The 26862-nt window shown below is 62.5% G+C and carries 23 protein-coding genes, 1 tRNA gene and 1 pseudogene; 11 read left to right on the forward strand and 14 right to left on the reverse strand.

Annotated features, from left to right (window positions below; translation table 11 throughout):
* The first annotated feature begins 14 nt into the window (after positions 1-14).
* The 4 genes from sbmA to der all read left to right on the forward strand — a co-directional run bounded on the left by sbmA (position 15) and on the right by der (position 4244).
* Positions 15-1289, forward strand: coding sequence for a peptide antibiotic transporter SbmA (gene sbmA / locus V6765_RS16930; RefSeq protein ID WP_448430855.1), 1275 nt, complete (start codon positions 15-17; stop codon positions 1287-1289).
* A gap of 136 nt (positions 1290-1425) precedes the next feature.
* Positions 1426-2013, forward strand: coding sequence for an NnrU family protein (locus tag V6765_RS16935; RefSeq protein WP_448430858.1), 588 nt, complete (start codon positions 1426-1428; stop codon positions 2011-2013).
* Between the two features lie 92 nt (positions 2014-2105).
* The gene (locus V6765_RS16940; protein WP_448430860.1) at positions 2106-2792 is read left to right on the forward strand and encodes a tetratricopeptide repeat protein; all 687 of its coding nucleotides are present in this window, start codon (positions 2106-2108) and stop codon (positions 2790-2792) included.
* A gap of 24 nt (positions 2793-2816) precedes the next feature.
* Entirely contained in the window at positions 2817-4244 is a 1428-nt protein-coding gene (gene der / locus V6765_RS16945) for a ribosome biogenesis GTPase Der (protein WP_448430862.1), read from the forward strand.
* Between the two features lie 16 nt (positions 4245-4260).
* Here the strand turns inward: der and V6765_RS16950 are convergent, their stop codons facing one another.
* A complete protein-coding gene (locus tag V6765_RS16950) occupies positions 4261-4863 on the reverse strand; it encodes a YceI family protein (protein ID WP_448430864.1) in 603 nt (200 codons plus the stop codon).
* A gap of 102 nt (positions 4864-4965) precedes the next feature.
* A complete protein-coding gene (locus tag V6765_RS16955) occupies positions 4966-5673 on the reverse strand; it encodes a hemerythrin domain-containing protein (RefSeq protein ID WP_448430866.1) in 708 nt (235 codons plus the stop codon).
* Positions 5674-5878: 205 nt separating this feature from the next.
* On the opposite strand from V6765_RS16955, the gene V6765_RS16960 reads away from it, so the two are divergent.
* Positions 5879-6352, forward strand: coding sequence for a hypothetical protein (locus tag V6765_RS16960; protein WP_448430868.1), 474 nt, complete (start codon positions 5879-5881; stop codon positions 6350-6352).
* A complete protein-coding gene (locus tag V6765_RS16965; protein WP_448430870.1) occupies positions 6346-7692 on the forward strand; it encodes a GAF domain-containing protein in 1347 nt (448 codons plus the stop codon). The genes V6765_RS16960 and V6765_RS16965 overlap by 7 nt, the downstream gene beginning before the upstream one ends.
* Before the next feature lie 23 nt (positions 7693-7715).
* Here V6765_RS16965 and V6765_RS16970 read toward each other — a convergent pair whose 3' ends face one another.
* Positions 7716-8747 carry a glycosyltransferase family 4 protein gene (locus tag V6765_RS16970; RefSeq protein WP_448430872.1) on the reverse strand — a complete coding sequence of 344 codons (1032 nt, stop codon included), beginning with the start codon at positions 8745-8747 and terminating at the stop codon, positions 7716-7718.
* A gap of 186 nt (positions 8748-8933) precedes the next feature.
* Here V6765_RS16970 and bglA point away from each other — a divergent pair, with 186 nt between their 5' ends.
* Positions 8934-10577: a beta-galactosidase BglA gene (bglA, locus tag V6765_RS16975; RefSeq protein ID WP_448430874.1), complete on the forward strand. Its 1644-nt coding sequence runs from the start codon at positions 8934-8936 to the stop codon at positions 10575-10577.
* Between the two features lie 62 nt (positions 10578-10639).
* On the opposite strand, the gene V6765_RS16980 is transcribed toward bglA, so the two are convergent.
* The 6 genes and pseudogenes from V6765_RS16980 to choV all read right to left on the reverse strand — a co-directional run bounded on the left by V6765_RS16980 (position 10640) and on the right by choV (position 16101).
* Positions 10640-11296, reverse strand: a complete 657-nt coding sequence (locus V6765_RS16980; protein ID WP_448430876.1) for an aquaporin — start codon at positions 11294-11296, stop codon at positions 10640-10642.
* A 144-nt stretch (positions 11297-11440) separates the two neighbouring features.
* Positions 11441-12313, reverse strand: a complete 873-nt coding sequence (locus tag V6765_RS16985) for an aldose 1-epimerase family protein (RefSeq protein WP_448430878.1) — start codon at positions 12311-12313, stop codon at positions 11441-11443.
* A 153-nt stretch (positions 12314-12466) separates the two neighbouring features.
* Entirely contained in the window at positions 12467-13795 is a 1329-nt protein-coding gene (locus tag V6765_RS16990) for an aminotransferase class III-fold pyridoxal phosphate-dependent enzyme (protein WP_448430880.1), read from the reverse strand.
* 192 nt (positions 13796-13987) lie between these two features.
* On the reverse strand, positions 13988-14308 hold the full coding sequence (locus V6765_RS16995) for an ArsR/SmtB family transcription factor (RefSeq protein WP_448430882.1): 321 nt from the start codon (positions 14306-14308) through the stop codon (positions 13988-13990).
* 249 nt (positions 14309-14557) lie between these two features.
* Positions 14558-15040, reverse strand: a pseudogene (locus V6765_RS17000) (HugZ family pyridoxamine 5'-phosphate oxidase); the annotation flags it as partial.
* Positions 15037-16101 (reverse strand): choline ABC transporter ATP-binding protein, encoded by a 1065-nt coding sequence (choV, locus tag V6765_RS17005; RefSeq protein ID WP_448430884.1) that lies wholly within the window; start codon positions 16099-16101, stop codon positions 15037-15039. The pseudogene V6765_RS17000 and the gene choV, both read right to left, overlap by 4 nt.
* Positions 16102-16275: 174 nt before the next feature.
* Between choV and V6765_RS17010 the strand changes: the two genes are divergently transcribed.
* On the forward strand, positions 16276-16857 hold the full coding sequence (locus tag V6765_RS17010; protein ID WP_448430886.1) for a thymidine kinase: 582 nt from the start codon (positions 16276-16278) through the stop codon (positions 16855-16857).
* A 32-nt stretch (positions 16858-16889) separates the two neighbouring features.
* Here the strand turns inward: V6765_RS17010 and V6765_RS17015 are convergent, their stop codons facing one another.
* Positions 16890-17621, reverse strand: coding sequence for a response regulator transcription factor (locus V6765_RS17015; protein ID WP_448430888.1), 732 nt, complete (start codon positions 17619-17621; stop codon positions 16890-16892).
* 416 nt (positions 17622-18037) lie between these two features.
* Positions 18038-20359 carry an NADP-dependent malic enzyme gene (locus V6765_RS17020; protein WP_448430890.1) on the reverse strand — a complete coding sequence of 774 codons (2322 nt, stop codon included), beginning with the start codon at positions 20357-20359 and terminating at the stop codon, positions 18038-18040.
* A gap of 238 nt (positions 20360-20597) precedes the next feature.
* Here V6765_RS17020 and V6765_RS17025 point away from each other — a divergent pair, with 238 nt between their 5' ends.
* The gene (locus V6765_RS17025; RefSeq protein ID WP_448430892.1) at positions 20598-20987 is read left to right on the forward strand and encodes a DoxX family protein; all 390 of its coding nucleotides are present in this window, start codon (positions 20598-20600) and stop codon (positions 20985-20987) included.
* Positions 20988-21119: 132 nt separating this feature from the next.
* Positions 21120-22415, forward strand: coding sequence for an alpha/beta fold hydrolase (locus V6765_RS17030; protein ID WP_448430939.1), 1296 nt, complete (start codon positions 21120-21122; stop codon positions 22413-22415).
* Between the two features lie 55 nt (positions 22416-22470).
* Here V6765_RS17030 and V6765_RS17035 read toward each other — a convergent pair whose 3' ends face one another.
* The 3 genes from V6765_RS17035 to V6765_RS17045 form a co-directional block, all read right to left on the reverse strand.
* Positions 22471-23748: a GGDEF domain-containing protein gene (locus V6765_RS17035; protein ID WP_448430895.1), complete on the reverse strand. Its 1278-nt coding sequence runs from the start codon at positions 23746-23748 to the stop codon at positions 22471-22473.
* A gap of 111 nt (positions 23749-23859) precedes the next feature.
* Positions 23860-24570 (reverse strand): RlmE family RNA methyltransferase, encoded by a 711-nt coding sequence (locus tag V6765_RS17040; RefSeq protein ID WP_448430897.1) that lies wholly within the window; start codon positions 24568-24570, stop codon positions 23860-23862.
* Positions 24571-26085 carry a Ppx/GppA phosphatase family protein gene (locus V6765_RS17045; RefSeq protein WP_448430899.1) on the reverse strand — a complete coding sequence of 505 codons (1515 nt, stop codon included), beginning with the start codon at positions 26083-26085 and terminating at the stop codon, positions 24571-24573. It abuts the gene before it with no gap.
* A 405-nt stretch (positions 26086-26490) separates the two neighbouring features.
* Between V6765_RS17045 and V6765_RS17050 the strand changes: the two genes are divergently transcribed.
* A tRNA-Gln gene (locus tag V6765_RS17050) sits at positions 26491-26564 on the forward strand.
* Positions 26565-26862 lie beyond the last annotated feature (298 nt).

The following is a 26862-nucleotide window of genomic DNA, read 5'->3' on the forward strand; positions in this document are numbered from 1 at the left end:
CGGAAGGCCTGCTCTTGTTTCAGTCATTCTTTCCCCGGCCGAAATGGTTTTTCCTCTCCGCTCTGATATGGACCCTGGTCGCCATCGCCGGCTGGTACGGCGTGGTTCGCGAACTCGGCGTCAGCATCGGGTTCAAGCCGTTTCCCGAGGGCGACCAACCGATCGGGCTTGCGCACTTCTTCACGCCGGATTTTCTCTGGTTCTATCTCTACTACGCCGTGTTCTCGGTCATCTTCGGCGTGTTCTGGTGGATTGTCGGCGATAATCGCAAATGGCAGCTCTGGTCGGTCTGGGGCTCGCAGCTGATCATCTTCATCACCTATTTCTCGGTGCAGATTTCGGTCGCGATCAACAACTGGCGCCGGCCCTTCGGCGATACGCTGCAGGCAGCGCTGCAGGGCGAGGCCGGCATTACCGCGCAGGATTTCTACACGCTGATGCTGATCTTCCTGCAGATCGCCTTCCTGTCCGTCACGCTGTTCATCGTCACGCGCTTCTTCGTCAGCCACTATATCTTCCGCTGGCGCACGGCGATGAACGATTACTACACCGGCATGTGGGATCGCGTCCGCCACATCGAGGGTGCTTCCCAGCGCGTGCAGGAAGACACGATGCGCTTCGCCTCGATCATGGAAGGCCTCGGCGTTTCGATGATCGATTCGGTGATGACGCTGATCGCCTTCCTGCCGGTGCTGTTCTCGCTGTCTCAATACGTCACCGAACTGCCGATCGTCGGTGCGATCCCGGCGCCGCTTTTCACCGCCGCGATCTTCTGGTCGCTGTTCGGCACGATCCTGATGGTGGTGGTCGGCGTCAAGCTGCCGGGGCTCGAGTTCCGCAACCAGCGCGTGGAAGCCGCCTATCGTAAGGAACTCGTCTATGGCGAGGACCATGCCGACCGCGCGCAGCCGGAGACCCTGGTCGAGCTGTTCGACAATGTGCGGCGCAACTATTTCCGGCTCTATCTGCACTACACCTATTTCAACCTCGCCCGCTCGCTCTACCTGCAGGCCGACAATATCTTCGCCTATTTCATCCTCGTTCCGGCGATCGTGGCGGGGGCTGTGACCTATGGTCTCGTGCAGCAGATCGTGACGGCCTTCGGGCAGGTCGCAAGCTCGTTCCAGTACCTCGTGATGTCATGGTCGACGATCATCGAGCTGATCTCGATCTACAAGCGTCTTGCCGCCTTCGAGGCTGCGATCTTCGGCCAGAAATTGCCCGAGATCGACCAAGAAGACTATCAGGAGCCCGGCGGCGACGTTGTGGAGCCGCATCCCGAGGGCTGACACCGGAAATGGACGGGGTTGTCACGCAATCCCTTCCATCACATTGGCCTATCGCAGCTTCCACTGGAACACTTCTAAACTCCGCGCTTCCGGATTATGGTGGCGCCGGGTGGATTGTTCTTTCGGGGTTTGCTTCATGGTCATGCTTATCATTGCGGTTCTGCTGTTCACCGGAACGCATCTCATTCACACCTTCGCGCCAGGGTTCCGCCAGTCGATCATCGACCGCATCGGCGAGAACCCGTGGAAGGGCTTGTTTTCACTCGCGGCGCTCGCCGAATTCGTCTTTCTCGTGTTCGCCTTCGGCCAGGCCCGCCAAAGCGGCATCGTTCTCTACACGCCGCCATTATGGATGGCGCATATCACTATCCTGCTGATGCTGATCGCGATGATCTGTCTTTCGGCGAGCTTCTTCCCGCCGGGCAAGATCGCGGCGATCGCCAAGCATCCGATGGTGCTGTCGGTCAAGATCTGGGCGCTCGCCCATCTTCTGGCCAATGGCGAGGCGGCCTCGGTGATCCTGTTTGCCGGCATCCTGATCTGGGCGGTGATCCTGCGCATCTCGCTGGCGCGCCGCGAGCGGGCGGGGCTTTTGACGCGCAAGCCCTTCGTCTCGGCGCGCTATGACGCCTATGCCTTTATCCTCGGCATTGTGCTGTGGGGGCTGTTCATCTGGAAGCTGCATGTCTGGCTGATCGGCGTGCCGATCCAGTTCGCCGCATAATCGGTGCGGCGAAGCGCCTTTTGCCCTTACAACAGAGCAAAAAAACGGTTAGAAGGCCCGGCACGTAACAAAATGCATGCCGGAGTGACGGAATGGCAAATCAGGACGACAGCTTTATCCGCGAGGTGAATGAGGAACTGCGTTCCGACAGGATGAAGGATGCCTGGCGGCGCTATGGCAAGGTCCTGATCGCGGCTGCCGTCATTCTCGTGGTCGGCACGGCCGGCTGGCGCGGTTACGAATACTGGCAGGCCCGCGAGGCGGCGAAATCCGGCGACGTATTCCTCACCGCGCTGAACCAGATCGAGGCCGGCAATCTCGATGCCGCGGAACAGACGCTGGCCCAGCTCGAGCAGGAAGGCCACGGCTCCTATCCGGTGCTGGCGCAACTGCGCGCCGCCACCCTGCTTTCCGAAGCGGGTGATACGGCTGCCGCGATCTCGGCCTTCTCGTCGATCGGCAAGGACCGTTCCGTGCCGGAGGCGATCCGCGATGCGGCGAAGCTGCGCGCTGGCTGGCTGCTGGTCGATACCGGCACCTATGAACAGGTGTCCGCCGAGGTCGAGGAACTGTCGAGCGACGGTAACCCGTTCCGCTTTTCCGCGCGCGAGATCCTGGGCCTTTCCGCCTATCGGCTGAAGGATTACGCCCGCGCTCAGGAATGGTTCGAGGCGATTGCCAACGATCCGGAAGCCCCGCGCAATGTGCTGAACCGTGCCCAGATCATGCTCGAGGTAATGACCGCCGACGGCAATGTCAGCGAAAGCGCGGCCGGCTGACGGGCCGGTCAGGAGAAACATTTCATGAGTTTCAAGGTCGCGATCGTCGGAAGACCCAATGTCGGCAAGTCGACGCTGTTCAACCGTCTGGTCGGGCAGAAGCTGGCGCTTGTCGACGACACGCCGGGCGTGACCCGCGACCGCCGCCCGGGCGAGGCGCGGCTTGCGGACCTGCGTTTCACCATCATCGACACGGCCGGCCTTGAAGAGGCCGCCGCCGACACCCTGCCGGGCCGCATGCGCGCCCAGACCGAAGCGGCGATCGACGAGGCCGACCTGTCGCTGTTCGTCATCGACGCCAAGGCCGGGCTGACGCCGGCCGACAATACGCTCGCCGAAATGGTGCGCCGCCGCGGCAAGCCGGTGGTGCTGGTCGCCAACAAGGCCGAGGCGCGCGGTTCCGATGCCGGTTTCTATGATGCCTTCACGCTTGGCCTCGGCGAGCCCTGCCCGATTTCCGCCGAGCACGGCCAGGGCATGCACGATCTGCGCGACGCGATCGTCGAGGCGGTCGGCGAGGAGCGGGCCTTCCCGAAGGAAGAGCCCGCCGAGGAAGCGCTGACCGATGTGATGCTGACCAGGGAAGAGGCCGACAACCCGGACGAGGCGGCCCCCTATGACGACAGCAAGCCGCTTCGGGTCGCGATCGTCGGGCGGCCGAACGCGGGCAAGTCGACGCTGATCAACCGCTATCTTGGCGAGGAGCGGTTGTTGACCGGCCCCGAGGCCGGCATCACCCGCGATTCGATCTCTGTCGAATGGGAATGGCGCGGCCGGCCGATCAAGCTGTTCGATACCGCCGGCATGCGCCGCAAGGCGCGGGTGGTCGAAAAGCTCGAAAAGCTCTCGGTCTCCGATGCGCTGCGGGCGATCCGCTTTGCCGAATGCGTGGTGATCGTCTTCGACGCGACGATCCCGTTCGAGAAGCAGGACCTCCAGATCGTCGATCTGGTGCTGCGCGAGGGCCGCGCCGCCGTGCTCGCCTTCAACAAATGGGACATGATCGAGGATCGCCAGGCCGTGCTCGCCGATCTGCGCGAGAAGACCGAGCGGCTCTTGCCGCAGGCGCGCGGCATCCGCGCCGTGCCGATCTCCGGCGAGCGCGGCACCGGCCTCGACAAGCTGATGCAGGCGATCGCCGACACCGACAAGGTCTGGAACCGGCGCATCTCCACCGCGCGCCTCAACCGCTGGCTCGACCATCAGACCATCAGCCATCCCCCGCCCGCCGTTTCCGGCAGGCGGCTGAAGATGAAATACATGACCCAGGTGAAGACCCGCCCGCCGGGCTTCATGATTTCCTGCACGCGGCCTGATGCGGTGCCGGAAAGCTATATCCGCTACCTGACCAACGGCCTGCGCAATGATTTCGAAATGCCGGGCGTCCCGATCCGCATCCACTTCCGCGCCGGCGAGAACCCGTTCGAGCACAAGCGCAAGAAGAAGCGGTAGGCAATCTCAGCCGGGGTCAGGCCCCGGCCGGCTTGAATTCGATCTCGATCGCCACATCCACATCGTCACTGAGCGCCGGCGTCGCGAATGTCAGGCCCCAGAGCGAGCGTTTGACCGTCATGTGGCCGGAAAAGCCGAGCTTGGCGATCTTCTCGATCGGGTGCTCGGCGAGCGAGCCGTTGAAGACGACATCCATCACGGCCGGATGGGTTTCTCCGCGCATGGTGAGGTTGCCCTCGATCCGGCCGGTATTCTCGCCGGTGATCGTGATGCTGTCCGAGACGAAGGTGATCGGGCTTGCAGCAAGGAATGCCGGATCGTCGCCGATCTTGCCGTCGAAATCCTCGACTTCCGGGAAGGGAAAATCGGTCCTGACATTGGCGGGATCGATTTCCACCGTCAGCGTCGACAGTTCCGGTTTGTCGGCGTTCCAGTCGAGCCGGGCGCTTGCGCCGATGAAGCGGGCTGTGAAGTGCGACAGGCCGAAATGGTCGATCTTCCAGGTTACGCTGGTGTGCGGGCTGTCCTGTTCATAAAGGCCGCTCGGCGCTGGCTGCGGACCGTCCGCCATGGCGGGGCCGGCGATCATCAGGGCGAGCAGAAGGGCGGTGATACGCATTGTCGTTCTCCAGAATGTAGAGCTTTGTGATTGTCGTGCAGAAGCGTCCGGCGCAGGCGGCGCAGTCTTCCGGGCTGCAGCCGCTGCTGTTTTCGGCGGCTGTCATGCCGCCAGTCCGATACCGGTCTGTACGGCGGCGAACTCCGTCTCCGTGAGGCTGGGGCGGATCGCGAATTCGACGACCGCGTTGAAGACCTCCGCGGGCATGGCGCGATACATGCCGCCGACCATCGCATTGCGCTCGGCCGGGTTCATCGCCGGTAGCATCATGCGGGTAAACGCCATGTTCTCCTCCGGCGGGATCGAGGCGATGATGCGCATCTCGATTGCCTGCAGTTCCGCATCGGAGAAATTCTGCCACAGGATCGGGCAGAGCACGGTCTCCTCTTCATGCATATGGGCGAAGTCATCGGCGATATAGGCGGCGAAGGTGAGGTAGAGCCCGCGCCCGGCCTCGACGCGCGCAGCGCCGCTGGCATTCTCGACTGCGGCGATCTTGTTGGCGATGATGGTGAAGGCCTCGCGGTGATCATCGTGCTGCTCGTCGACGAGGCCGGTGCCGATCCCCCTTTCGTGGAGGGCTGCATGGATCTCCCTGTCCTCGTGTTCGACATGGGCGGCGGCCATCGAAAGCAGGCGCTTCATATCGGAAAGAAGCTTCTCGGTCGTGGCGGCATCGGTGAAGTCATTTGCGCCGAGGCGCGCAAGAAGCAGGCATTGCATGCGGCGCAGGCCCTTGTGAACGCTGCCATAGAGGTCATAGCGGTGCGCAAGGATAGGCGTGTTGATCATGAAGTCGTTATGGCTCATTTCGGTCTCGCTGGTTTGTTGCAAATGCCGGCAATCCGGCGGCGGCACTTGCATTAGCGACACGCCTCGCGCCGCGCTTCCTAAAAGCTTGCTAAGCGCTTTTCCGCTTTCCTAAATCTTTCCTATCTGCGGGTTGTGGCTATGCCGATCCGACGGTCGCGGGTAGAATAGTGTCACGGCAATCGCGCCTGCTCTGGGGAACAAGGTGCTTGAAGGCGACGTCGCGGCATTTCTGTCCGGCAACGTGATGATTGTTGCAGCGACCACCGACGCGGCGCTGCGGCCCCATGTCGGCCGCGGATGCGGCGCCTATTTCGATGCGGATCAGGGCGATATCGTCCTCCTGGCCTCTTCGAGCCAGTGGCCGGGCTTCCACGCCAATGCGAGAAAGGGCGGGTTGATCGCCGTGACCTTTGCCAATCCGGGCACGTATCGCGCTGTGCAGGTAAAGGGTTCTATAGGCTCGATCGCGCCGGCGAACCGCAAACAGACGGAACGGGCGAGCCGCTATGTGGAAGAGATGCTCGACCTGCTGGCCGGCCTCGGCGTCAGCCGTCTTCAGCTTTCCTCGGTGTTCTGCGATGCGGATCTTGCGGCGGTCCGGTTCTGGCCGGCCGATCTTTTCGTGCAGACCCCGGGCCCTGGCGCCGGCGCGCGGATATGGAGCGAGAAATGCTGAGCGTTCCGCTGGAGGCGATCCGCGACAGTTTCGAGGGCATTATGCCCTCCGTTATCGCCACCAGCGATGCCGCCGGCATGCCCAATATCTCCTATCTTTCGCAGGTTCATTACGTCGACAGCGAACATGTCGGCCTTTCCAATCAGTTTTTCTCGAAGACGGCGGCCAATGTCGCGCTCACGGGCAGGGCTACCCTGGTCGTGCTGGACGGACGCATGGGCCTGCAGCATGTCCTCGACCTCGTGTTCGAGCGCGCCGATCGCTCCGGCGACATATTCGATCGCCTCGCCGCCCAGTTCGACGTGATGGCAGGTCTTCAGGAAAAGTCCCATATGCTGAGCCTGCGGGCGGTAGATATCTACCGTGTGGAGGAATGCCGACGCATCGATCCGGTCGCGCCGCTGGCACTGCCGCCTCCGCTGCCGGCCAGACGCGGCAACTATCTCTGGGAGACGGCCGTCACAGCCGGTGACCTCGCCGCGCTTGGCGATGCCGAGACGCTGCTCGACGTCAGCCTGGCGCTCCTGGAGGAGCGCTTCGGATTCGGACACACCATGATCCTGATCGCCGATCTGGAGACGAACAGGCTCGTGACCGTCGCAAGCCGTGGCTATCCGCATTTCGGCTTCGGCGCCGAGATCGGTTTCGGCGAGGGGATCATCGGTATTGCCGCTGAACGGCGGCAGACCGTGCGGATCACCGATCTGCGGCGCAGCCGGCGCTATGTCTCTGCAATCGCCGCGGCAACGGCAGCGACGCAGGAAGAAATCCCGGTGCCGATGATTGACGAGCCGCAGAGCCAGGTCGCGGTGCCGATGATCGCCGGCGGTCGCCTTATCGGGGTAGTGTTTGCCGAATCCGAGAAGAGTTTCGATTTTTCCCATGACGAGGAGGCCGCCCTCCGGGTGGTGGCGGCGCAGGTGGCCGCGGGCCTCGTCAATTTCGAGATCGCCGATGTGCTCGGCGAGGCAGCCCCTCATGCCGCCGCGTTTGCGGACGAAAACAACGATAAAGGCAGCTTCGCGTTTCAGTTTTTTCCACGTGACGGCGGCGTGTTTATCGACAATGAATACGTCATTCGGGGCGTACCGGGACGGCTGCTGCATCATTTTGTGCGCTTTTATGCACAGTCAGGCCGGACGGTTTTCTCCAATCGCGAAATTCGCCGGGACAAGAGCCTCAACCTGCCGGATTTCAAGGACAATCTGGAGACCCGTCTGATCCTGTTGCGCCGGCGGCTGGAAGAACGCGGCGGGCCGGTGCGGCTGGAACGTCCTGGGCGCGGCCAGATAAGGCTGGTGATCGATGGGAAGCCGGAAATTTCGATCGTGGATGAATAACGGTGCGACAACCGGACAGAAACTCAGCCGTCGTGGGCGCGGATGACGTTATCGTGGAACTGCGCGGCGGCGGCCTCCCAGGTGTAGGTCGCGGCCAGTTCGCGGGCCTTTTCCGAGGAGCAATCGAGTGCTTTGAGGCAGGCGGTCTTAAGGTCCTCGTCCAGTGCGCCCGCCTGTTCGTGGCCCCCGAGGATATCGGCCGGGCCGGTGACGGGGAAGGCTGCGACCGGAATGCCGGATGACAGCGCCTCGATAATGGTGTTGCCGAAGGTGTCGGTCTTGGAGGTGAAGACGAAGACATCGGCCTCGGCATAGGCTTCGGCCAGTTCGTCGCCGCTCAGCATTCCGAGAAAATGGGCCTTTGGAAATTTCTGCTCGAGATCGCGCCGCGCGGGGCCGTCCCCGACGATCACGGTGCTGCCCGGCAGGTCGAGTGCAAGCAGCGCCTGGATGTTCTTTTCCACCGCCACGCGCGCGACCGTCAGGAAGATCGGGCGGGGGAGGCCGCCAAACGGGGCATCCGTCTTCGGGCGGGGATAGAACAGGGTGTTGTCGATGCCCCGGCTCCAGCGCATCAGATTTTTGAAGCCGTGGCCTTCCAGCTCGCGGGCGAGGCTTTCGGTGGCGACCATGCAGCCATTGCCGGCATTGTGGAAATTGCGCATTACCGAATAGAGCCAGCTTGCCGGGATGGGGAGGCGGGCGGAGACATATTCGGGAAACCGCGTGTGATAGCTCGTCGAGAAGCGGAACTTTCTTTTGCGGCACCAGCGCCGCGCCTTGTAGCCGAGCGGCCCTTCGGTGGCGATATGGACGTAATCCGGTCGGCTTTCCTCGATCAGGCGAGCCACGTGACGGTAACTCGCAAGCGCCAGGCGGATTTCCGGATAGGTCGGCATGCCGACATTGCGGAACATGTCGGGGGTGATCATCGTCACCTCCATGCCCATCTTCGTCAGCTCGCGATTGGTGTTCTCTATGGTGCGAACCACACCGTTGACCTGCGGATGCCAGGCATCCGAGATGACAGTCAGTCTCTTCACCGGTTCAGGCATTCACGGAATGTCCTTTGACAAAAGGCATTTGCGGGTTTCAGCCGCTTTAGCCCGCGCATATGTCAGTCATATTACAGTGGCACTTTCGGCGCGATTGTGCGTTGCAAAAGAAACGCGGCCGCCGCATTTACCTCGGGCGGTCGCGGAGATAGGCTCACCTCAAACGTTTCGACCAGGGAATTTTCAATGACGGACGGCAATACCGGCAATTGGTGGCGTGGCGGCGTCATCTACCAGATCTATCCCCGCTCCTTTCAGGATACCACAGGCGACGGCATTGGCGATCTGCCCGGCATCACCCGGCGGCTGACCTATGTGGCCGAACTCGGCGTCGATGCGATCTGGCTGTCGCCCTTCTTCAAGTCGCCAATGGCCGACATGGGCTATGATGTCTCGGATTATCGCGATGTCGATCCGATGTTCGGCACGCTCGACGATTTCAGGGCGCTGGTCGACGAGGCCCACAGGCTCGGCCTGAAGGTCATCATCGATCAGGTGCTGTCGCATACCTCCGACCAGCATCCCTGGTTCAAGGAAAGCCGTTCGAGCAAGGACAACCCAAAGGCCGACTGGTATGTCTGGGCCGATGCCAAGCCCGACGGCACCGCGCCCAACAACTGGATGTCGATCTTCGGCGGTCCCGGCTGGGAGTGGGACGGCACCCGCAAGCAGTATTACATGCATAACTTCCTCGCCAGCCAGCCGGACCTCAATTTCCACTCAGAGGCCGTGCAGGATGCGCTGCTCGACGCCGTGCGGTTCTGGCTCGATCTCGGGGTGGACGGCTTCCGCCTCGATACGGTCAACTACTATTTCTGCGACGACAAGCTGCGCGACAATCCGCCAATGCTGGACGATGACGACGCTGCCGGCCTCGATGCGCCGGATGTGAACCCCTACGGCTTCCAGAAGCACATCTATGACAAGACAAGGCCGGAGAATATCGGCTTTCTTCAGCGTTTCCGGGCGCTGCTCGATGAGTATGACGGCCGCTCCTCGGTGGGCGAGGTCGGCGATGGCGCACGCTCATTGAAGACGGTTGCCGAGTATACCGCCGGCAACGACAAGCTCCATATGTGCTACACCTTCGACTTCCTCGGACCGGATTTCTCGCCGGCCCATATCCGCAAATGCGTGGAGAACTTCTTCACCGTGGTGTCGGATGGCTGGGTGTGCTGGGCGTTTTCCAACCACGATGTCGACCGCCACGTCTCGCGGTTCGCGAAAACGGAGGCCGAGCGCGAACCGGTCGCGCGGCTTGCGATTTCGGTTCTGGCAACGCTGAGAGGCTCGATCTGCCTCTATCAGGGCGAGGAGCTTGGCCTGCCGCAGGCGGAGCTTGCCTTCGAGGACCTTCGCGATCCCTACGGCATCCGCTTCTGGCCGTCCTACAAGGGCCGCGACGGCTGCCGCACGCCGATGCCGTGGAGCAATGTACCGCCGGATGCAGGGTTCTCCACAGCCGAAAAGCCCTGGCTGCCGGTGCCGGAAGCCCATCTGGCGCTTTCGGTGTTCGAGCAGGCGCCCCGGCCCGACTCGGTCTACAGCCATTACCGCGCCACGCTCGCCTTTCGCGCCGAGCACGCGGCGCTGTTTGACGGCGATATCGAATTTCACGACTGCGACAATGACGACGTGCTGATGTTTACACGCAGCAAGGGCAAGGAAACCCTGCTGTTCATCTTCAACTTCGCCGACACGCCGCAGGACGTGCCGTTGCAGATGACCGTTGATCACGTCAAATCCCTCGATCTTCCGGGCATGACGGGCGTGATGAACGGCGCCGAGGTGGAACTCGGCGCGTTCGACGGATTTTGCGCGCGGATCTAGAATAGGTTCGCCGTGCGCTATCTGATGGCGGAAGCCCGGTTTGCCGGGCCTCCGCGTCGCGCTCAGTCTTCCAGCGCCTTGAAGCGATAGAGCAAGGCTCCGAGCAATCCGCCGGCAAGCGGCGCGACGATGAACAGCCAGAGCTGGGCCAGCGCATGGCCGCCGACAAGCAGTGCGGGACCGAAGCTGCGGGCCGGATTGACCGATACGCCCGTTACCTGAATGCCGACAAGATGGATGGCGACGAGCGTCAGCCCGATCGCGAGCCCGGCAAAGCCGGCTGGCGCTGCGGCCGCGGTCGAGCCGAGAATGACGATCACGAAGATCGCGGTGAACACGACCTCGAAGACGAGCGCCGCCGGCAGCGCGTATTCGCCGAGATAGCCAGGTCCCCAGCCGTTCTGGCCAAGGCTGGCCGTGGAGCCGGCGATGATCGCCAGAACGAAAGCGCCCACCAGCGCGCCGGAGAACTGGGCGACCCAGTAACGCAGCATTTCACCGGCTGGCATGCGGCCCGCGATAAACACGCCGAGGCTGACGGCGGGGTTGATGTGGCAACCGGAAATCGGCCCGATGCCATAGGCCATGGCGACGATGGCAAGACCGAAGGCGAAGGCGATACCGGTCTGCCCGATGGCGTCGCCGCCCAGAACGGCTGCGCCGCAGCCAAACAGCACAAGCACGGCCGTGCCGATAAATTCCGCCACGAGTTTCTTCATGTTGAGGACCCCGAAAAAACGGCTGCCCCCATTCCCCGAGCGGCTCGCCGACAATTGAACGATCAATGTGGAGCGACCCAGTTGTTTTTTTCGAGATATGCGCGATTGATTCGCGCTTAGCAAGCAAAATGTGCGAAGTGCAACCTAACCGTCTATCGTCACGGACCAGCCGAAGCGCGCCGTTTTGCCGGCGGGCAGGGTGACGGTGAAGGGCCGGTCTTCGATCGCCGGACCCTTGCCGTGGGCTGCGGCCATGCCGTGCCAGGGCTCAACGCAGATATAGGGCGCGCCGGGCTTGGTCCAGAGCGCCAAGTTCGGCAGGTTTTCGAAGCGGAAATGCAGCGACGGGCCATCCTCGGCGCTGAGGCTCAACCGGTCCCCCGCGCCTTCGGGGAAGATCATCGCATCCTCCTCGAAATAATCGTGGTCGAGGGCGAGCAAGCCGCCCGAGAAGGGCGAGGCAAGCGGCGTCAGGTCCAAGAGACCGTCGCGCAGGCGGATCATCGCTGGCGCTGCGCGGTTTGCGAGCGCGATGTGATGGACATGGCCCTTGGAGAGGCCCGGCATCGGCCAGCGGAAGGCGGGATGGAAGCCGAAGCCGAACGGCATTGGCCGCTCGTCGCGGTTCTCCACCTCGGCGGTCACCGTCAGCGTCGCGTCCGCCAAAGCATGGGTGATCGCAAGCGAGAATTCGAACGGATAGGCCAGCCGCGTCTCGTCCGTCGGGTCAAGCCGGAAGCGGCAGGAGGAGGGCGAGCTTTCTTCGAGCGAAAACATGCTCTTGCGGGCAAAGCCGTGCTGCTGCATCGGGAAAGCCATGCCCTCGATCGTCACCCTGTTATCCGGCGCCTTGCCGACGATCGGAAACAGGATGGGGGCGCGGCCGGTCCAATAGGCCGGGTCGCCATCCCAGAGCCATTCGCGCCCGTCCTTGCCGGTGATTGATCGGGTCTCGGCGCCAAGCGACGAGACCGCGACGGCAAGGCGTTCGTTCTTGATCAGAATATCGTCGGACATGACGGCATTTCCCGTTTGCGGCAGCGCAATAGCAATAAGGGACGGGCGAAAAGGCGAACCCGGTTCTCGCCTTATCCGAGGCGGCGGCGGAAAGCGGCGCGGCGGGAAAACCCGATGCGCCGGCTTTCACGCCCGCTACCATGCGAGGCGGCCTCAGATATTGTTCATCAACACCTTGCGCAGCTTCTCGAACAGTTCGTCGATCTCGGATTTGGAAATGATCAGCGGCGGCGACAGCGCGATGATATCGCCCGTGGTGCGGATCAGCAGGCCATCCTCATAGGCCTTCAGGAAGGCGGTGAACGCGCGCTTGGTTGGTTCTCCCGCAATTGGCTCCAGTTCGATCGCGCCAATCAGCCCGGTATTGCGGATGTCGATGACATAGGGGCAGTCGCGCAGGCTGTGGAGCTGTTCTTCCCAATAGGGTGCCAGTTCGGCGGCCCGCGTCAGCAGGCCCTCTTCCTTGTAGGTGTCGAGCGTGGCAAGGGCTGCCGCCGAGGCCATCGGATTGCCGGAATAGGTATAGCCGTGGAAGAACTCGATCATGTGCTCCGGGCCGCTCATGAAAGCGTCGTGGATCGCGGAGGTCACGAACACAGCGCCCATCGGAATAACGCCGTTGGTCAGTCCCTTGGCGGTGATGATGATGTCCGGCTTGACGTCATAATACTGCGCGGCAAAGGGCGTGCCGAGACGGCCATAACCGGTGATCACTTCGTCGAAGATCAGCAGGATGCCGTATTTGGTGCAGATTTCGCGCAGCTTCTTGAGGTAGCCCTTCGGCGGAATGAGAACGCCGGTGGAACCGGCGACCGGCTCGACGATGACGGCTGCCACCGTCGAGGGATCATGGAGCGTGACGATCCGTTCGAGTTCGCTAGCAAGGTCGCCGCCATGTTCGGGCTGGCCCTTGGTGAAGGCGTTCTTTTCGGGCAGGTGGGTGTGGGGCAGATGGTCGACGCCGGTCAGTAGCGTGCCGAACATCTTGCGGTTGGCCACAATGCCGCCGACCGAGATGCCGCCGAAATTGACGCCGTGATAGCCGCGTTCGCGCCCGATCAGCCGGAAACGCGAGCCATCGCCTTTCGCCCGGTGGTAGGCAAGCGCGACCTTGAGCGCGGTTTCGACCGACTCGGAGCCCGAATTGGTGTAGAGCACATGGTTCATGCCGTCCGGCGCGATGTCGACCAGCCGGTTGGCGAGTTCGAATGCCTTGGGGTGGGCGAGCTGGAAGGCGGGGGCGTAATCAAGTTCGCCAGCCTGTTTGCGGATCGCCTCGACAATCTTCGGCCGGCAGTGACCGGCATTCACGCACCACAGCCCCGCGGTCGCGTCCAGTACCTTTCGGCCGTCGGCGGTCGTGTAATACATGTCCTTGGCGGCCACGAACATGCGCGGGGCCTTCTTGAACTGCCGGTTGGCGGTAAATGGCATCCAGAATGCGTCGAGGTTGTTGGGCGTCACATTGGCGCTGTCGGACATGAGCTGCTCCACAAAAGAAAGCGACCCGTTGCCGGGCCCTTGTTGCTTCATTACTATTGGAGAGCACGTTATCAGCGGTACCGCCGTCGTCAAGCGAAAGCCTCTGCCAAAAGGCACAATCCGTCAGGCATTGCCCTGACTATTCCTGCCGGTCCGCGACGCGCCGACCGACAGAGGCTCATACCCTTGGTATCAGCCCGCCTTGCGGCTGGCGATCACTTCCTCATCGTAAATCTCGCCGAGCGTGTCGAGAAGCTTACGGACCGGTTCGGCATGGGTGCTGTAATAGATGGTCTGCGCTTCGCGCCGCGTTTCCACGAGGTTCTGCGCGCGCAGCTTCGACAGGTGTTGCGACAGGGCGGACTGACTGAGGCCGACGCGGACCGCGAGCGCACCCACCGGCATTTCGTTTTCGATCAGCACACAGAGAATCTGAAGTCGTTTCGGATTTGCCATCGCCGAAAGCAGGCTGGCGGCCGGAGAGGTCTTGTCGGACAGTTTGTTTGCGCTCACATCAGTACTCCTTAGCTTGACGAGAAGTGTCAATAATTTTTCCAATGCCTAAAATGGTATGTAACTGAGTCTCCCGAAAAAAAATAATACGAAATTTAGGGTATTTTTTAACAGGTGGGCCGAAAATAAAGGAGAAATCCATTTTCGTCCGCCCTCAGCACCGAGTTAACTCGACTGATTACTGACAAATGACAAGCAGGTGCCGATCTCAACGTGAGGCGACATGGGGTCAGGCTTTCACCCGGTTTCGATCAGATCCTTGCCCTCGATGGCGTAGGCCTTGCCAAAGCCACCATTGAGGTTCGCCGATACCGGCGACAGGCGGTAGAGGTTGAAATCCGGGAAATCGATATAGGTCTTTGCCTTCGGGTGGCGTTCGAGGAACCGCGCCCGCATCCGCGCGTGGTCGTCGCTGCCGCGTTCAATGACCCCGGCCAGGCACCGCGTCGTCATCCGCGGATGGGCCATAGGGTCGCCCTTTCCCGGTTCCCCCGTCAAAAGCGAAACCCTGCCGTCGCGCTCGATTGCCCTGGTATGGCTCGATAGCGCCGAAATCAGGATCACGGGCGCGCCGTCGGTGTCGGTCGCGATCAGCACCCGGCTTACGAGCGGAAATCCGGTCTCCGGTTCGTTGACGGCAAGGGCGGCAAAGCCGGCTTCGCGCAGAAGCGATTTCGCCAAGCGGATTGCCGCTTCATCGGTTTCGCGCAGGGGAGAGGCTTTCTCATTCATGTCAAAGGCCCTGCGGGTTGCGGTCGGCGCGGCGAAAGGCCGGCGGCAATCTCGCGGTGCGAGATCGTTCCGGCAATCCGTCCGCCCTGGACAACGCCGATCGTTCCCGGCCGCTCCGCGAGCACGCGTATCAGCGTCATGGCCGGCGTGGCGGCCTTGACGGTCGCTGCGATCTGCGTGTCCAGCTGGCTGCGCGAGGACACCGGATTCATGATATCTCCTGCCGTGAGAACGGCGAGCGGGTTTGTGTTGGCCACGAAATCGGCAACATAGTCGTTTGCGGGGTTCTTGATGATCGCGCGCGGCGTGTCGGTCTGGATTATCCTTCCGCCTTCCATGATCGCGATGCGATCGCCGAGCTTGATGGCTTCGTCGAGATCGTGACTGACGAACAGGATCGATTTTCTGAGGCGCTGCTGCAAGGCCAGCAACTCATCCTGCAGATGCGCGCGGATCAGCGGATCGAGCGCTGAAAACGGCTCGTCCATCAGTAGGATCGGCGCGCCGGTGGCAAAGGCGCGCGCCAGACCGACCCGCTGCTGCATGCCGCCTGAAAGCGCGTCGATGGGGCTGTCGGCCCAGTCGGAGAGGTTGACCAGTTCAAGCTGTTCTTCGATGCGCTCGCGCCGCTCGCGTTTGGGCACGCCCGAAAGCTCAAGCCCGAGGCCGACATTTTCGGCAACGCTCAGCCAGGGCAGCAGCGCGAACTGCTGGAACACCATGGAAACGGACCGCGCCCTCAGCGCCCTGAGCGCTTTTGCACTGGCGGCATAGGGATTGACGATACCGTCTTCGGTATGCACCTCGACGTCGCCGCGCACGACTGGCGCCAGACCATTGACGGCGCGCAGCAAGGTCGATTTTCCCGAGCCCGAAAGGCCCATCAGCACGACGATCTCGCCGCGTCCAAGCGTCAGCGAGGCGTTGGAGACCCCGACGAGGCTGCCGGTGCGGGCGTGAATGTCATCACGCGAAAGGCCGGCGTCGATCAGAGGCAGGGCGCGGCGCGCCTGCCTGCCGTAGACGATATCGATTGCGTTGATCTCGACGACTGTTTCCATGGGCTCAGCATCGGCATGGCAGGAGGGGATGGCAGGCGGTTGTTTCTCATATTCGCGCACAAGCGGCAAGATGCGCCGCGCGAAAGCGGGGGCCCACGCTTTTCTGTGGCTTTCTGCGATTCAGGCTTCTTGCAGGCCCCCGTTCGCGGCAAGAAGAGGAAAAAGGACCGCACAATGGCGAAACTTCACTTCTATTATGCCACGATGAATGCCGGCAAATCGACCCTGCTGCTGCAGGCCGCCTATAATTACCGAGAGCGCGGCATGCATGCCGTCATCCTGCTTGCCGAACTCGACGATCGCGGCGGCAAGGGCGTGGTTTCCTCGCGGATCGGGCTCAAGGCCGATGCGGTCACGTTCGGTCAAGACACCGACCTGTTCGAATGCGCCAGCGCGCTCGACCAAGAGCGCAAGATCGATTGCCTGTTCGTCGACGAGGCCCATTTCGCCACCGCCGAGCATGCCTGGCAACTGGCGCGGGTCGTCGATGAACTGAAGATTCCGGTGATGGCCTATGGCCTCAGGTCCGATTTCATGGGCCGGCTGTTTCCAGCCTCGGCCGAACTGTTCGTGCTCGCTGATGAAGCGAGGGAAGTGCGGACGATCTGTCACTGCGGCCGCAAGGCAACCATGGTCGTGCGACTGGATCAGGCGGGCAACGCGCTGCTTGAAGGCCCGCAGATCGAGGTCGGCGGCAATGACCGCTATGTTTCCTACTGCCGTTTGCACTGGAAGGAGAAGACAGGCCGCCGATAGAGCGTTTCCTCCCGCAACGCCCCGACCCGCCCTCATTCGATCAGCTTGAGGCGGATCGCCTTGGCGACAAGCTGTGCCCTGTTGACGCATTCCATCTTGCGGATCGCGTTCGCCAGATAGGCATTGACGGTATGGTCGGAGAGATTGAGGATTCTGCCGATCTCGTGCGATGTCTTGCCCTCGGCGGTCCATTTGATGACCTCCAGCTCGCGCGAGGACAGGCTCTTCAGATGGTGGGCGGAAACCGGCCGCAACTGCTCGAACCGGCGACAGGCGGCAACGGCCAGCCTGTCGAGCGCCGCCTTTTCCGCCTCGCCGAGCGGTTCGCGATCGCCGAACAGCAGGAAGGCCAGGGGCTCCGGCTGACAATCCGGCGCCGTGAAGACCACCCCCATGCGGACATGGATCGTCTTGAGGCGCTGGCCGAAAGCCGCCTCCGTGTCCTCCAGTTCGAACTGGTCGATATCCCATTCGATCGGCGAGGTCGCCGCTCTCCACGACCGGACAAAGGCGGAATTTTGCAGTATCTCCGCCTGGTCATAGGCCGCGATGAGGGGGTAGGGAAGCGAGGTAAAGTGAATCAGGGACTGCAGCAATGCGTCTCTGCTGTGGGGTATGTCGGTCAACGTAAAGTGGTTGAAACCAAAGGTTGATGTAATTTCGCCAAGCGCAACGATCAGCTCTGCGGTTGTGTCCGAACGCGCGACCCGCGCCCGCAATTCCAGAATTCTGGCTTCGTCCATCATCATCGCTATTTCTGCCATAACTTATTTTATCTAAGGCATTTTTCGAATTTCGCCTCAAGGCGGTCGATGAAGGTCGGCGGCCTCCCGAGGAATGTGATGAGAAGAATGTTCGCGGATCATTCTCCCATGAGTTGACGCGCAAGCTCTTTGCAGGCGAACATTGTCTTTAGTTTGATAAACCCTTCGACAAGTATAAATCAAGCTAAGGTTGTAAAATGAAGTGTGAATATCCCTGTTCGGGCTGCGATCTGCCCGCGGTTTGACGATGGGGCGGAGTGTTTTCGGTCGGACTTCTTGCCTTGGCGCAAAGCGCGGTAAATGCGCAGGCCCGCGCGCCGCCGGCCGGGCAACGACAACAGCCGCCGGGAGTCTATCAGGAGTAAACGGCGGCGAGCGGCTGGCCCGACGCCGGATAATCGCTGACTGCGACCTGCCTATTCGGCCCGTCGCTTCTCCGAGGCCGCGACATCGGCCTCGACCACCGCAAGGCTCGCCATGTTGACGATGCCGCGCGAGGTCACCGAAGGCGACATGATGTGGGCCGGGAGCGCGCTGCCGAGCAGGATCGGGCCGACATGCAGCGCTTCGAGCATGCTCTGGACCACCGTCATGGTGATATGGGCGGCATCGAGCGAGGGGAAGATCAACAGATTGGCTTCGCCCGTCAGCGTGCTGTTGGGCATGGCGCGTTCGCGCAGCAATTCGGAAATTGCGGTATCGCCGTGCATTTCGCCGTCGACCTCGAGCTCGGGCATCCGGGCGCGCACCAGTGCCAGGGCTTCACGCATCTTAGCTGCACTTTCTGAATCGCGTGAGCCGAAATTGGAGTGCGAGACGAGCGCGGCCTTCGCCGTGATGCCGAAGCGGGCGACGGCGCGGGCGGACTGGATCGTCGTTTCCGCGATTTCTTCCGCGCTCGGGCAATAGGTCACATGGGTATCGGCGAAGAAGGTCGCGCCGCGGTTGGAGATCAGGAGCCCCAGGCTCGAGAAATCGCGGACATTCTCATGCTTGCCGATAATGTTGCCGATATCGCGCAGGTGCTTTTCGAACCGGCCCTCGACGCCGCACAGCAGCGCATCCGCGTCGCCGCGCTTGACCGCGAGCGCACCGATCACCGTGGTGTTGGTGCGCACGATGGTGCGCGCGCGCTCCGGGGTAACGCCCTTGCGCGCGACGAAGGAAAGGTATTCGTCGACATATTCGCGGAACCGCGAATCGCTTTCCGGATTGATGATCTCGAAATCCTCGTGCAGCTTCATGCGCAGGCCGTAGCGCTTCATGCGGGTTTCGAGCACGTTCGGGCGTCCGATCAGTATCGGCTGGGAAATGCCTTCCTCGATCAGCACCTGGGCGGCGCGCATCACGCGCTCGTCCTCGCCGTCGGAGAAGATCACGCGCTTGCGCTCGGCCGCCTTGGCGGCGGCGAAGACCGGCTTCATCACCAGGCCGGAGCGGAAGGCGAAGCGCGTCAGGTGTTCGTAATAGGCCTCATAATCGGGGATCGGCCGTTCGGCGACGCCGGTCTCCTCGGCGGCGCGGGCAACGGCGGGCGCGATCCTGAGGATCAGGCGCGGGTCGAAGGGCGAGGGGATCAGGTAATCCGGACCGAAGATCAGCGGTTCGCCATTGGCCGCAGTGCGAGAGGCCTCCCAGACCTCCTCCTTTGCGAGCCCGGCAATGGCGCGCACGGCGGCCATCTTCATTTCCTCGTTGATCGTGCGCGCGCCGCAATCCAGCGCGCCGCGGAAGATATAGGGGAAACACAGGACGTTGTTGACCTGGTTGGGGAAGTCCGAACGCCCGGTGCAGATCATCGCATCCTCGCGCTCGGCGCGGGCGAGATCGGGCATGATTTCCGGCACGGGGTTGGCGAGCGCCATGATCATCGGGCGCGGCGCCATCTGCTTGAGCAGCGACGGCTTCAGCGCGCCCGCGACCGAGAGGCCGAGAAACACGTCCGCACCGGCGATGTGATCGGCCAGCGCATGGGCGTCGCTCTCCTGGGCGTAGATCGCCTTCCACTGGTCCATATTGGTCTCGCGGCCGGGATAGACCAGGCCGTCAATGTCGAAGACCCAGATATTCTCGCGCTTCGCGCCGAGCGAGACCAGCAGGTTGAGACAGGCGAGCGCGGCAGCACCTGCGCCGGAGGCGACGATCTTGACGTTCTCCAGCGATTTGCCGGCAAGCTCCAGCCCGTTCAGGATCGCGGCGGCGACGATGATGGCGGTGCCGTGCTGGTCGTCGTGGAAAACCGGGATCTGCATCTTCTCGCGCAGGATCCGCTCGACCTCGAAACATTCCGGCGCCTTGATGTCCTCGAGATTGATCCCGCCGAAGGTCGGCTCCAGCGCCGAAATTGTGGAGACCATGCCATCGATCGATGGCGCGTCGATCTCGATATCGAAGACGTCGATGCCGGCGAATTTCTTGAACAGAACCGCCTTGCCTTCCATCACTGGCTTGGAGGCGAGCGGACCGATATTGCCGAGGCCGAGAACAGCCGTGCCGTTCGATATCACGGCGACCAGATTGGCGCGCGAGGTATATTGCGCGGCGTCATTGGGATTTTCGTGAATGGCGATGCAGGGCGCGCCGACGCCGGGCGAATAGGCAAGGGCGAGGTCGCGCTGGTTGCCGAGCGGCTTGGTCGCCTGGATTTCCAGCTTACCGGCGCGCGGATAGCGGTGATAAAAAAGAGCCTGCTGCTGGAGGTCTTCCCCGGCGGGCTTCTTTCCTGTCGGTTCGCTCATCGTCTGGTCTCCTTGCACGGCGAAAAATCCGGTCCCCATAAAGTCGCGCGACTATATGAGCGGAAAAAAGGAACTGCAATCCATTCGGATCGCTTCAGTCGTTTTTGAATTTCGGGAGGCGGTGCGGTTGGCGACGCAGTGTTTACACATCCTCGTCTTCCGCGATCGGCTTTTTCGCGTATGTTAGCGACTTCTGAAACCGCGCCCGCGCGGGCAACCATTAGCACGGAGCTGATTTATGAGCACAAACCGCATGTTGCAGCCGATGGCGCCGATCTTCCTGGCCATTTTGCGTGTCGTGACAGGCATTCTTTTCTTCGAGCATGGCACGCAGAAGATCCTGCATTTTCCGGTTTCGGACATGCATCCCCCGATGTTTTCGCTGTTTTGGGTTGGCGGCATTCTTGAAATCGTCGGCGGCGCGCTGATCGTGATCGGATTGTTCACCCGGATCTCGGCCTTCGTGCTGTCCGGCATGATGGCGGTCGCCTATTTCATGTTCCATGCGCCTTCGAGCCTCTATCCCGTCAATAACGGCGGCGATGCGGCGATCCTGTTCTGCTTCATCTTCCTCTATCTCGTCTTCGCCGGTCCCGGCTCCTTCAGCCTCGACGGCAAGCGCAAGTAAGCCTTAGCGCATTCAAGACAATCGAAAGCGGGTCCTGGCGCCCGCTTTTTTGTTGTGCCCGCGAAGCACGGTTGCCCTTTTGCCTGATCCGTTTTAGGCCACGGCAGAGATAGAAGGAGACAGGCCGCCATGATGCCGAAGCAATATATCATTCCCGGCATGATGATCCGGGACATGCTGGTGCCGGTGCCGCTCGACTGGAGCCGGCCGGAGGGGCCGGTGCTGCAGGTTTTCGCCCGCGAGATCGTCGATCCGGTCAAGCGGCGGGAGAACCTGCCGGTGCTCGCCTTTCTGCAAGGCGGGCCGGGCGGAAAGTCGCCGCGCCCGGTCGCCGGCGGCCCGCCATGGCTGAAGGCCGCGCTGAAAACCCACAGGGTGGTGCTGATCGACCAGCGCGGAACCGGCCGCAGCAGCCCGATCGACGGCCATGTCATCTCCCGTTTCGAAAGCGGAGAGGCGGCGGCGGACTATCTGATGCATTTCCGCGCCGACAGCATCGTCGCCGATTGCGAGCACATCCGCAAACAATTGCTGGGCGATGTCAAATGGGAGACGCTTGGCCAGAGCTTTGGCGGGTTCATCACGCTCACCTATCTGTCGCGCGCGCCGGAGGGGCTCGCCGCCTGCTATGTCACGGGCGGGCTTGCCGGACTTGCCGCCGAGGCGGAGGAGGTCTACCGCCGCACCTATCCGCGCGTTCTTTCCAAGAACCGCCGCTATTACCAGCGCTATCCGGAGGATGAACGGCTTGCCGGCCGCATCGCGGACTTCATTGAAAACAATGCGGTTCATCTGCCGGACGGCGACCGGTTGAGCGTGCGCCGCCTGCAGACCCTGGGGCTGGGGCTCGGCATGGCGCCCGGCTTCGAAGCGCTCCATTTCCTCCTCGATGAGGCTTTTGCGGACCCCGACGAAACGCGGCTGTCGGAGAGCTTCCTGTTCTCCGTGATGGCCGAGACCGGCTTTGCCGGCAATCCGCTGTTCGCTGTGCTGCAGGAAAGCATTTATGCGCAGGGTCCCCGGCCCACCGCCTCCGCCGCCGAACGGATACGGGCCGAATTCCCGCGTTTCGATCCGGCGCGCCGGCCGCTCTTGTTCACTGGCGAGATGATGTATCCGTGGATGTTCGAGGAAATCCGGTCGCTGCGTCCGTTTTCCGCCGCCGTCGAGGCGCTTGCGGCAAGAACGGACACTCCGCCGCTTTACGACGCAACGCGGCTGTTCGCCAATGACGTTCCGGTGGCCGCCGCCGTCTATCATGATGACATGTATGTGGATGCCGGCCTGTCGCTGGAAACCGCGAACCGTCTCGGCAATTGCCGGACCTGGGTCACCAATGAATATGAGCATGACGGCGTGCGCCAGAGCCCGGCCGTCTTCGAACGGCTGCGGGATATGGTGATGGCCGAGGGCGGGCCGCACGGGTAAGTGCCGCCGGGGGCAGGGGCGACGGCGCGCCTTTCTCCCGAAGGCGCGTTCAGCCTCATTGCGGCAGCCCCTGCGCGCGCCGTTCGGGAACCCCCGCCGGCGGTGGCGTCGACTTGTCGATCAGGCGGAACCGCGGTGGGAAGGGGGCGTCATTATCCCTGACGTTCCGCTTGTCGAACACAGTATAGCGGTCCCGTCCGGCATTCTTGGAGCCGTAGAGCGCCACGTCCGCATTGGCCAGAATATCGTTGTAACCGGCCTGGCTGCCGGGCATGTACACCGCCACGCCGATGCTGACGGTCAGGTGCAGGACCTCTCCATTGACGCAGACAGCGCGGGCGCGAACCTCTTCGACCAGCGTTTGGGCGATCTCGGCCGCCTCTGCGGCGCCTTCGCCCGGCAGGAGAAGCGAGAACTCGTCGCCGCCGGTGCGGGCGAGGACCTGGGTATCGTCTTTGAGCTGGTCAAGGGCCGTGCGGGCGAAATGGCGCAGGGCCTCGTCGCCAACGGCGTGGCCATAGCTGTCATTCCAGTTCTTGAACTTGTCGATATCGATCAGCAGCACGCTATAAGGGATATTGGCGGCCGCGCACAGCGCATGAACGCGTTCGATTTGGGACATGAAATCGCGGCGGTTTGAAATGCCCGTCAGTTCATCGTGCTTGGCCATATTCTCCGCCTCGTGCAGCAGATGCTCGATGATCATCAGCGCGATCCCGAAAACCAGAAGCGACGCGCTCACCATGCCGAGAAGCAGCCCATAGGTCTGAACGTGTTCGAGCGACGGGATGGCGTAGAGCGCGAGCCCCTTGGCCGCGCAGGCGAGGCCGATCGTCAGATAGGAAAATATTCCGATGACGGCGCCCGCCGCCGCAAGCTGGATGCCGAAACTGTTACGGCTGCCATGTTTCACGAATAGCGGGAGCAGCAGGAACAGCGGTAGAATTTGCGCGAAAACGAAGATCGCCTCGCGCAGCAGCCAGCGTTGGTGAAACACGATCAGCAAAGCCAGGGTAACGAGCAATGCGGCGACCGCCTGCCGGGCGCAGATCGGCCGGCCGAAAAAGCTCCGCACCCCGCTATAAAGCAGCCAAAGCCCGCATACGATGCTTTCCAGGGCGAGAATGCTGATCCATGCCGCACTGTCCTGCGTCAGACCCGTCTTCAGCGCGGCGCCAAAGGCAATTGCTAGGCTCGAGCCGAACAGGTAGCGCGCGGCCGGAAGACCGCGATAGGCAAGGCCCGTCGTCGCCCAGACGACCGCAGCAATGATCGCGACCACGAGGTTGACGACTTCAAGGGTCTTGAAATCCAGTAGAGGCAAAGCCTGCATCAAACGCACCGCAATCGGTTACTGGGCCGACTGCCAGCGAGTCTGTCCATAAACTGAAACTCCTCAAAGAAGAGTATAGTTCCCTTAGTTACCAAAAAAAGTCCCGCGCATTCAGGCTTTCCGTCCCTTGAAAGATTTGGCCAGCACGAACATTTCAACAGATTCGGAGCGCGAGGCCGCGGGCTTGACGTGGATCACCTGGCGGAAGTTCTGCTTGAGCATGGTCAGGAGATCGTGCTCGGCGCCGCCCTGGAAGGTCTTGGAGAGAAAGTGCCCGCCCTCGGCAAGCGTTTCCACCGCGAAATGGGCCGCGACCTCGCACAGATACATTGTGCGCAGATGGTCGGTGCGGCGATGGCCGGTGGTCGGCGCGGCCATGTCGGAGATGACCACGTCCGGCGGTCCGTCCAGCGCCTCGCGCAAAAGGGCGGGCGCGGCCTCGTCGAGAAAATCCATCTGGAAGAACTTCACGCCCGGAACGCCGTCCATCTCAAGGAAGTCGATTGCCGCGACGCGAATGTCGGTATCGGTGGAGCCGGTGACCTTGGCGGCGATCTGCGACCAGCTTCCCGGCGCTGCCCCAAGGTCGATGATCCGGCGCGCGCCCTTCAGGATCTGGTGCTTCTCGTCGATCTCCAGCAGCTTGTAGGCCGCGCGGGCGCGAAAGCCCTCGGTCTTGGCGCGCTGCACATAGGGGTCGTTGATATGGCGCTCCAGCCAGCGGCGCGACGACGCCTTCAGCTTGGTCTTCTTGACCTTCTGGCCGATCTTGCGACCCGTTCTGGCCGGCTTGGCGGGTGGTTTGGTCACGTTCGGTCCCATTCAGTCATTGTTTGCGGCCGCGCTCTGGCGGCGGTTGAAGCCGCCGCGGCGGCGCTGTTTGCGCCAGACCCCGTCATGCATCATCATATCGGTCAACAATCCCTCGCGCAGGCCGCGGTCGGCCACCCGCATGCGCGAGGATGGCCAGCGCCGGCGGATCGCTTCCAGAATGGCGCAGCCGGCAAGCACGAGGTCGGCGCGGTCCGGGCCGATGCAGGGATTGGCGGCGCGGCCGGCGAAATCCCATGACAACAGCTTGGACTGCATGGCCGTGACCTCGTCGTCGGTCAGCCAGATGCCGTCGACCTTGCGGCGGTCATAGCGCGGCAGATCGAGGTGGACGCCGGCGAGCGTCGTGACGGTGCCCGACGTGCCGATCAGGTGAAAGCCCTCGTCGTCCTTGCCGCCGCCGATGCCCGGACAGTTGAAATTGCCGAGCATGCGGGTGACTTCGGCCACCATGTCCTCGAAGATTTCCGGCGTCACGTCATGGCCGCCATAGCGCTCGGACAGCGTCACCACGCCGACGGGAAGCGATGTCCAGTGCGAGATGTGATTGGCGAGCCGGTAGGACCGGTTCTCGTCGAGCTTGATCACCGCGATTTCGGATGAGCCGCCGCCGATATCGAACAGTACGGCCGAGCGCGTCTCCCGCCCGATCAGCGACGCGCAGCTCGATACGGCGAGCTTTGCCTCGGTTTCGCGGTTGACGATTTCGAGTTCCAGCCCCGTTTCCTGGCGCACCCGTTTGAGGAAGATCTCGCCATTATCGGCCGAGCGGCAGGCCTCGGTGGCGATCAGCCGCATGCGCCGGACGGAACGCCCCCTGAGCTTGGCCGCGCACATGGCAAGCGCCTCGATGGCGCGGTCCATGGCGGCGGGCGAAAGGCTGCCGGTGGCGGCAAGACCCTCGCCCAGACGCACGATGCGCGAAAAGCCGTCGACCACGCGAAACTGATGGTGGCGCGTGGGCTGGGCGATCAGCAGCCGGCAGTTGTTGGTGCCGAGATCGAGCGCGGCATAGAGACCGTGGCCGGGCGCGCGTTGCGGCGCGCCGGCACTGCTCTGCGGCGTCTCGCGACGGGGCGGAGGCGGCGGGGGCTGTGTGGCCGTCTCGGCGCTGCCAGCGGGTTTGTTTCCCGCTATGTGCTTGCAGCCATCGGCGCCGAGCGGACCCTTGGTATGCGCCCGTCGACCGCGCCGACGCCTGCGTTTGCGCCGCGCCGGCTTGTCGCCGTCATGATCCGGGCTGTTGGCGAGGTTTTCGCCGGATTTCCGCTCCGAAGAGGGATGGCGCGCAGCCTTGCCGTTGCGGGCAGGCTTCGCTTCGCCGCTCTCCGGCGAACGCGCCTGTTCATTGCCGTCGGCGACGACGGCATCCTGCGATGCGGGCACTCCGGCGGCGGCCTTGCGGCGACCTTTCCGGGATCGGCGGCGGGCGCGTTTGCCCTTGCCGCCATTGTTCAAGCGCGCCCCGCCATCGGACAGCTCAGCGCTGTTTTGGGGGTCTTCCACTTTGCCAATTCCATCACGCCGCGCAAACCGATTGAATGGCTCGCTGCAAGGCGCTCATATGATTTTCAGTTGACGTAATCATAGCAGCGTAAGGCCGCAAGGCCAATGACTTTTCTGAGAGGCTGCCGGCCGCGCCTGATGGCGCCCGGTTCACGCGCGTTTGCGCGACGCCGCAACCTCCCTTCTGCAGGCCTTTGCCGGCACGACGCACGAAACGGCGACGCCCGATTTCGGGCAATCCCGCTTTGGCAGACCCGGAACGGGCGCCGGGATTGGCATCAGTCGCAAGTTGCTGTCGAAAGCGACATTCCCGAAGCACGGAAAATTTTGCATCTCCCCCTTGGCAAAGCCCGGCCTTTCTGTTTATAAGCCCACCACATCCACGGTGCCCCATGGGCGCCGCGTTGGGGAATAGGTTAACGGTAGACCCACGGACTCTGACTCCGTTAGTCCTGGTTCGAATCCAGGTTCCCCAGCCAAATCAATCTTCAAAGTCTTGAAATTAAACACAGTTTTATCTGTTACGCTGCGAATCCAAAGCGCAGTGTCTCCCATGACTGTATCACAAACGGCATCAGGCTGCTTCAGATGAGGTTGAAGCCGAAGCAGCTCGCAATCATGTTCGAAAAACGTTTTCCTATGTCCTGAAACAATGCCAGGGCACAAATTGCAGACTGTCTCCAGGCCGGTGGGGGGGGGGGGGGGGGGGGGGGGGGGGCGGCCCCCCCCCCCCCCCCCCCCCCCCCCCCCCCCCCCCCCCCCCCCCCCCCCCCCCCC

It is taken from the genome of Martelella sp. FOR1707 (assembly GCF_053484265.1).

What these genes read in the sequence shown, in the direction of transcription:
- V6765_RS16985 (WP_448430878.1), bottom strand. Translation starts at nt 12,313, where the DNA reads ATGTCCGACGATATTCTGATCAAGAACGAACGCCTTGCCGTCGCGGTC.
- V6765_RS16990 (WP_448430880.1), bottom strand. Translation starts at nt 13,795, where the DNA reads ATGTCCGACAGCGCCAATGTGACGCCCAACAACCTCGACGCATTCTGG.
- V6765_RS17030 (WP_448430939.1), top strand. Translation starts at nt 21,120, where the DNA reads ATGCCGAAGCAATATATCATTCCCGGCATGATGATCCGGGACATGCTG.
- choV (WP_448430884.1), bottom strand. Translation starts at nt 16,101, where the DNA reads ATGGAAACAGTCGTCGAGATCAACGCAATCGATATCGTCTACGGCAGG.
- V6765_RS17035 (WP_448430895.1), bottom strand. Translation starts at nt 23,748, where the DNA reads ATGCAGGCTTTGCCTCTACTGGATTTCAAGACCCTTGAAGTCGTCAAC.
- V6765_RS16940 (WP_448430860.1), top strand. Translation starts at nt 2,106, where the DNA reads ATGGCAAATCAGGACGACAGCTTTATCCGCGAGGTGAATGAGGAACTG.
- V6765_RS17010 (WP_448430886.1), top strand. Translation starts at nt 16,276, where the DNA reads ATGGCGAAACTTCACTTCTATTATGCCACGATGAATGCCGGCAAATCG.
- V6765_RS16965 (WP_448430870.1), top strand. Translation starts at nt 6,346, where the DNA reads ATGCTGAGCGTTCCGCTGGAGGCGATCCGCGACAGTTTCGAGGGCATT.
- V6765_RS16950 (WP_448430864.1), bottom strand. Translation starts at nt 4,863, where the DNA reads ATGCGTATCACCGCCCTTCTGCTCGCCCTGATGATCGCCGGCCCCGCC.
- der (WP_448430862.1), top strand. Translation starts at nt 2,817, where the DNA reads ATGAGTTTCAAGGTCGCGATCGTCGGAAGACCCAATGTCGGCAAGTCG.
- V6765_RS17025 (WP_448430892.1), top strand. Translation starts at nt 20,598, where the DNA reads ATGAGCACAAACCGCATGTTGCAGCCGATGGCGCCGATCTTCCTGGCC.
- bglA (WP_448430874.1), top strand. Translation starts at nt 8,934, where the DNA reads ATGACGGACGGCAATACCGGCAATTGGTGGCGTGGCGGCGTCATCTAC.
- V6765_RS17015 (WP_448430888.1), bottom strand. Translation starts at nt 17,621, where the DNA reads ATGGCAGAAATAGCGATGATGATGGACGAAGCCAGAATTCTGGAATTG.
- V6765_RS16955 (WP_448430866.1), bottom strand. Translation starts at nt 5,673, where the DNA reads ATGAGCCATAACGACTTCATGATCAACACGCCTATCCTTGCGCACCGC.
- V6765_RS16980 (WP_448430876.1), bottom strand. Translation starts at nt 11,296, where the DNA reads ATGAAGAAACTCGTGGCGGAATTTATCGGCACGGCCGTGCTTGTGCTG.
- V6765_RS16935 (WP_448430858.1), top strand. Translation starts at nt 1,426, where the DNA reads ATGGTCATGCTTATCATTGCGGTTCTGCTGTTCACCGGAACGCATCTC.
- V6765_RS17020 (WP_448430890.1), bottom strand. Translation starts at nt 20,359, where the DNA reads ATGAGCGAACCGACAGGAAAGAAGCCCGCCGGGGAAGACCTCCAGCAG.
- V6765_RS16970 (WP_448430872.1), bottom strand. Translation starts at nt 8,747, where the DNA reads ATGCCTGAACCGGTGAAGAGACTGACTGTCATCTCGGATGCCTGGCAT.
- V6765_RS17040 (WP_448430897.1), bottom strand. Translation starts at nt 24,570, where the DNA reads ATGGGACCGAACGTGACCAAACCACCCGCCAAGCCGGCCAGAACGGGT.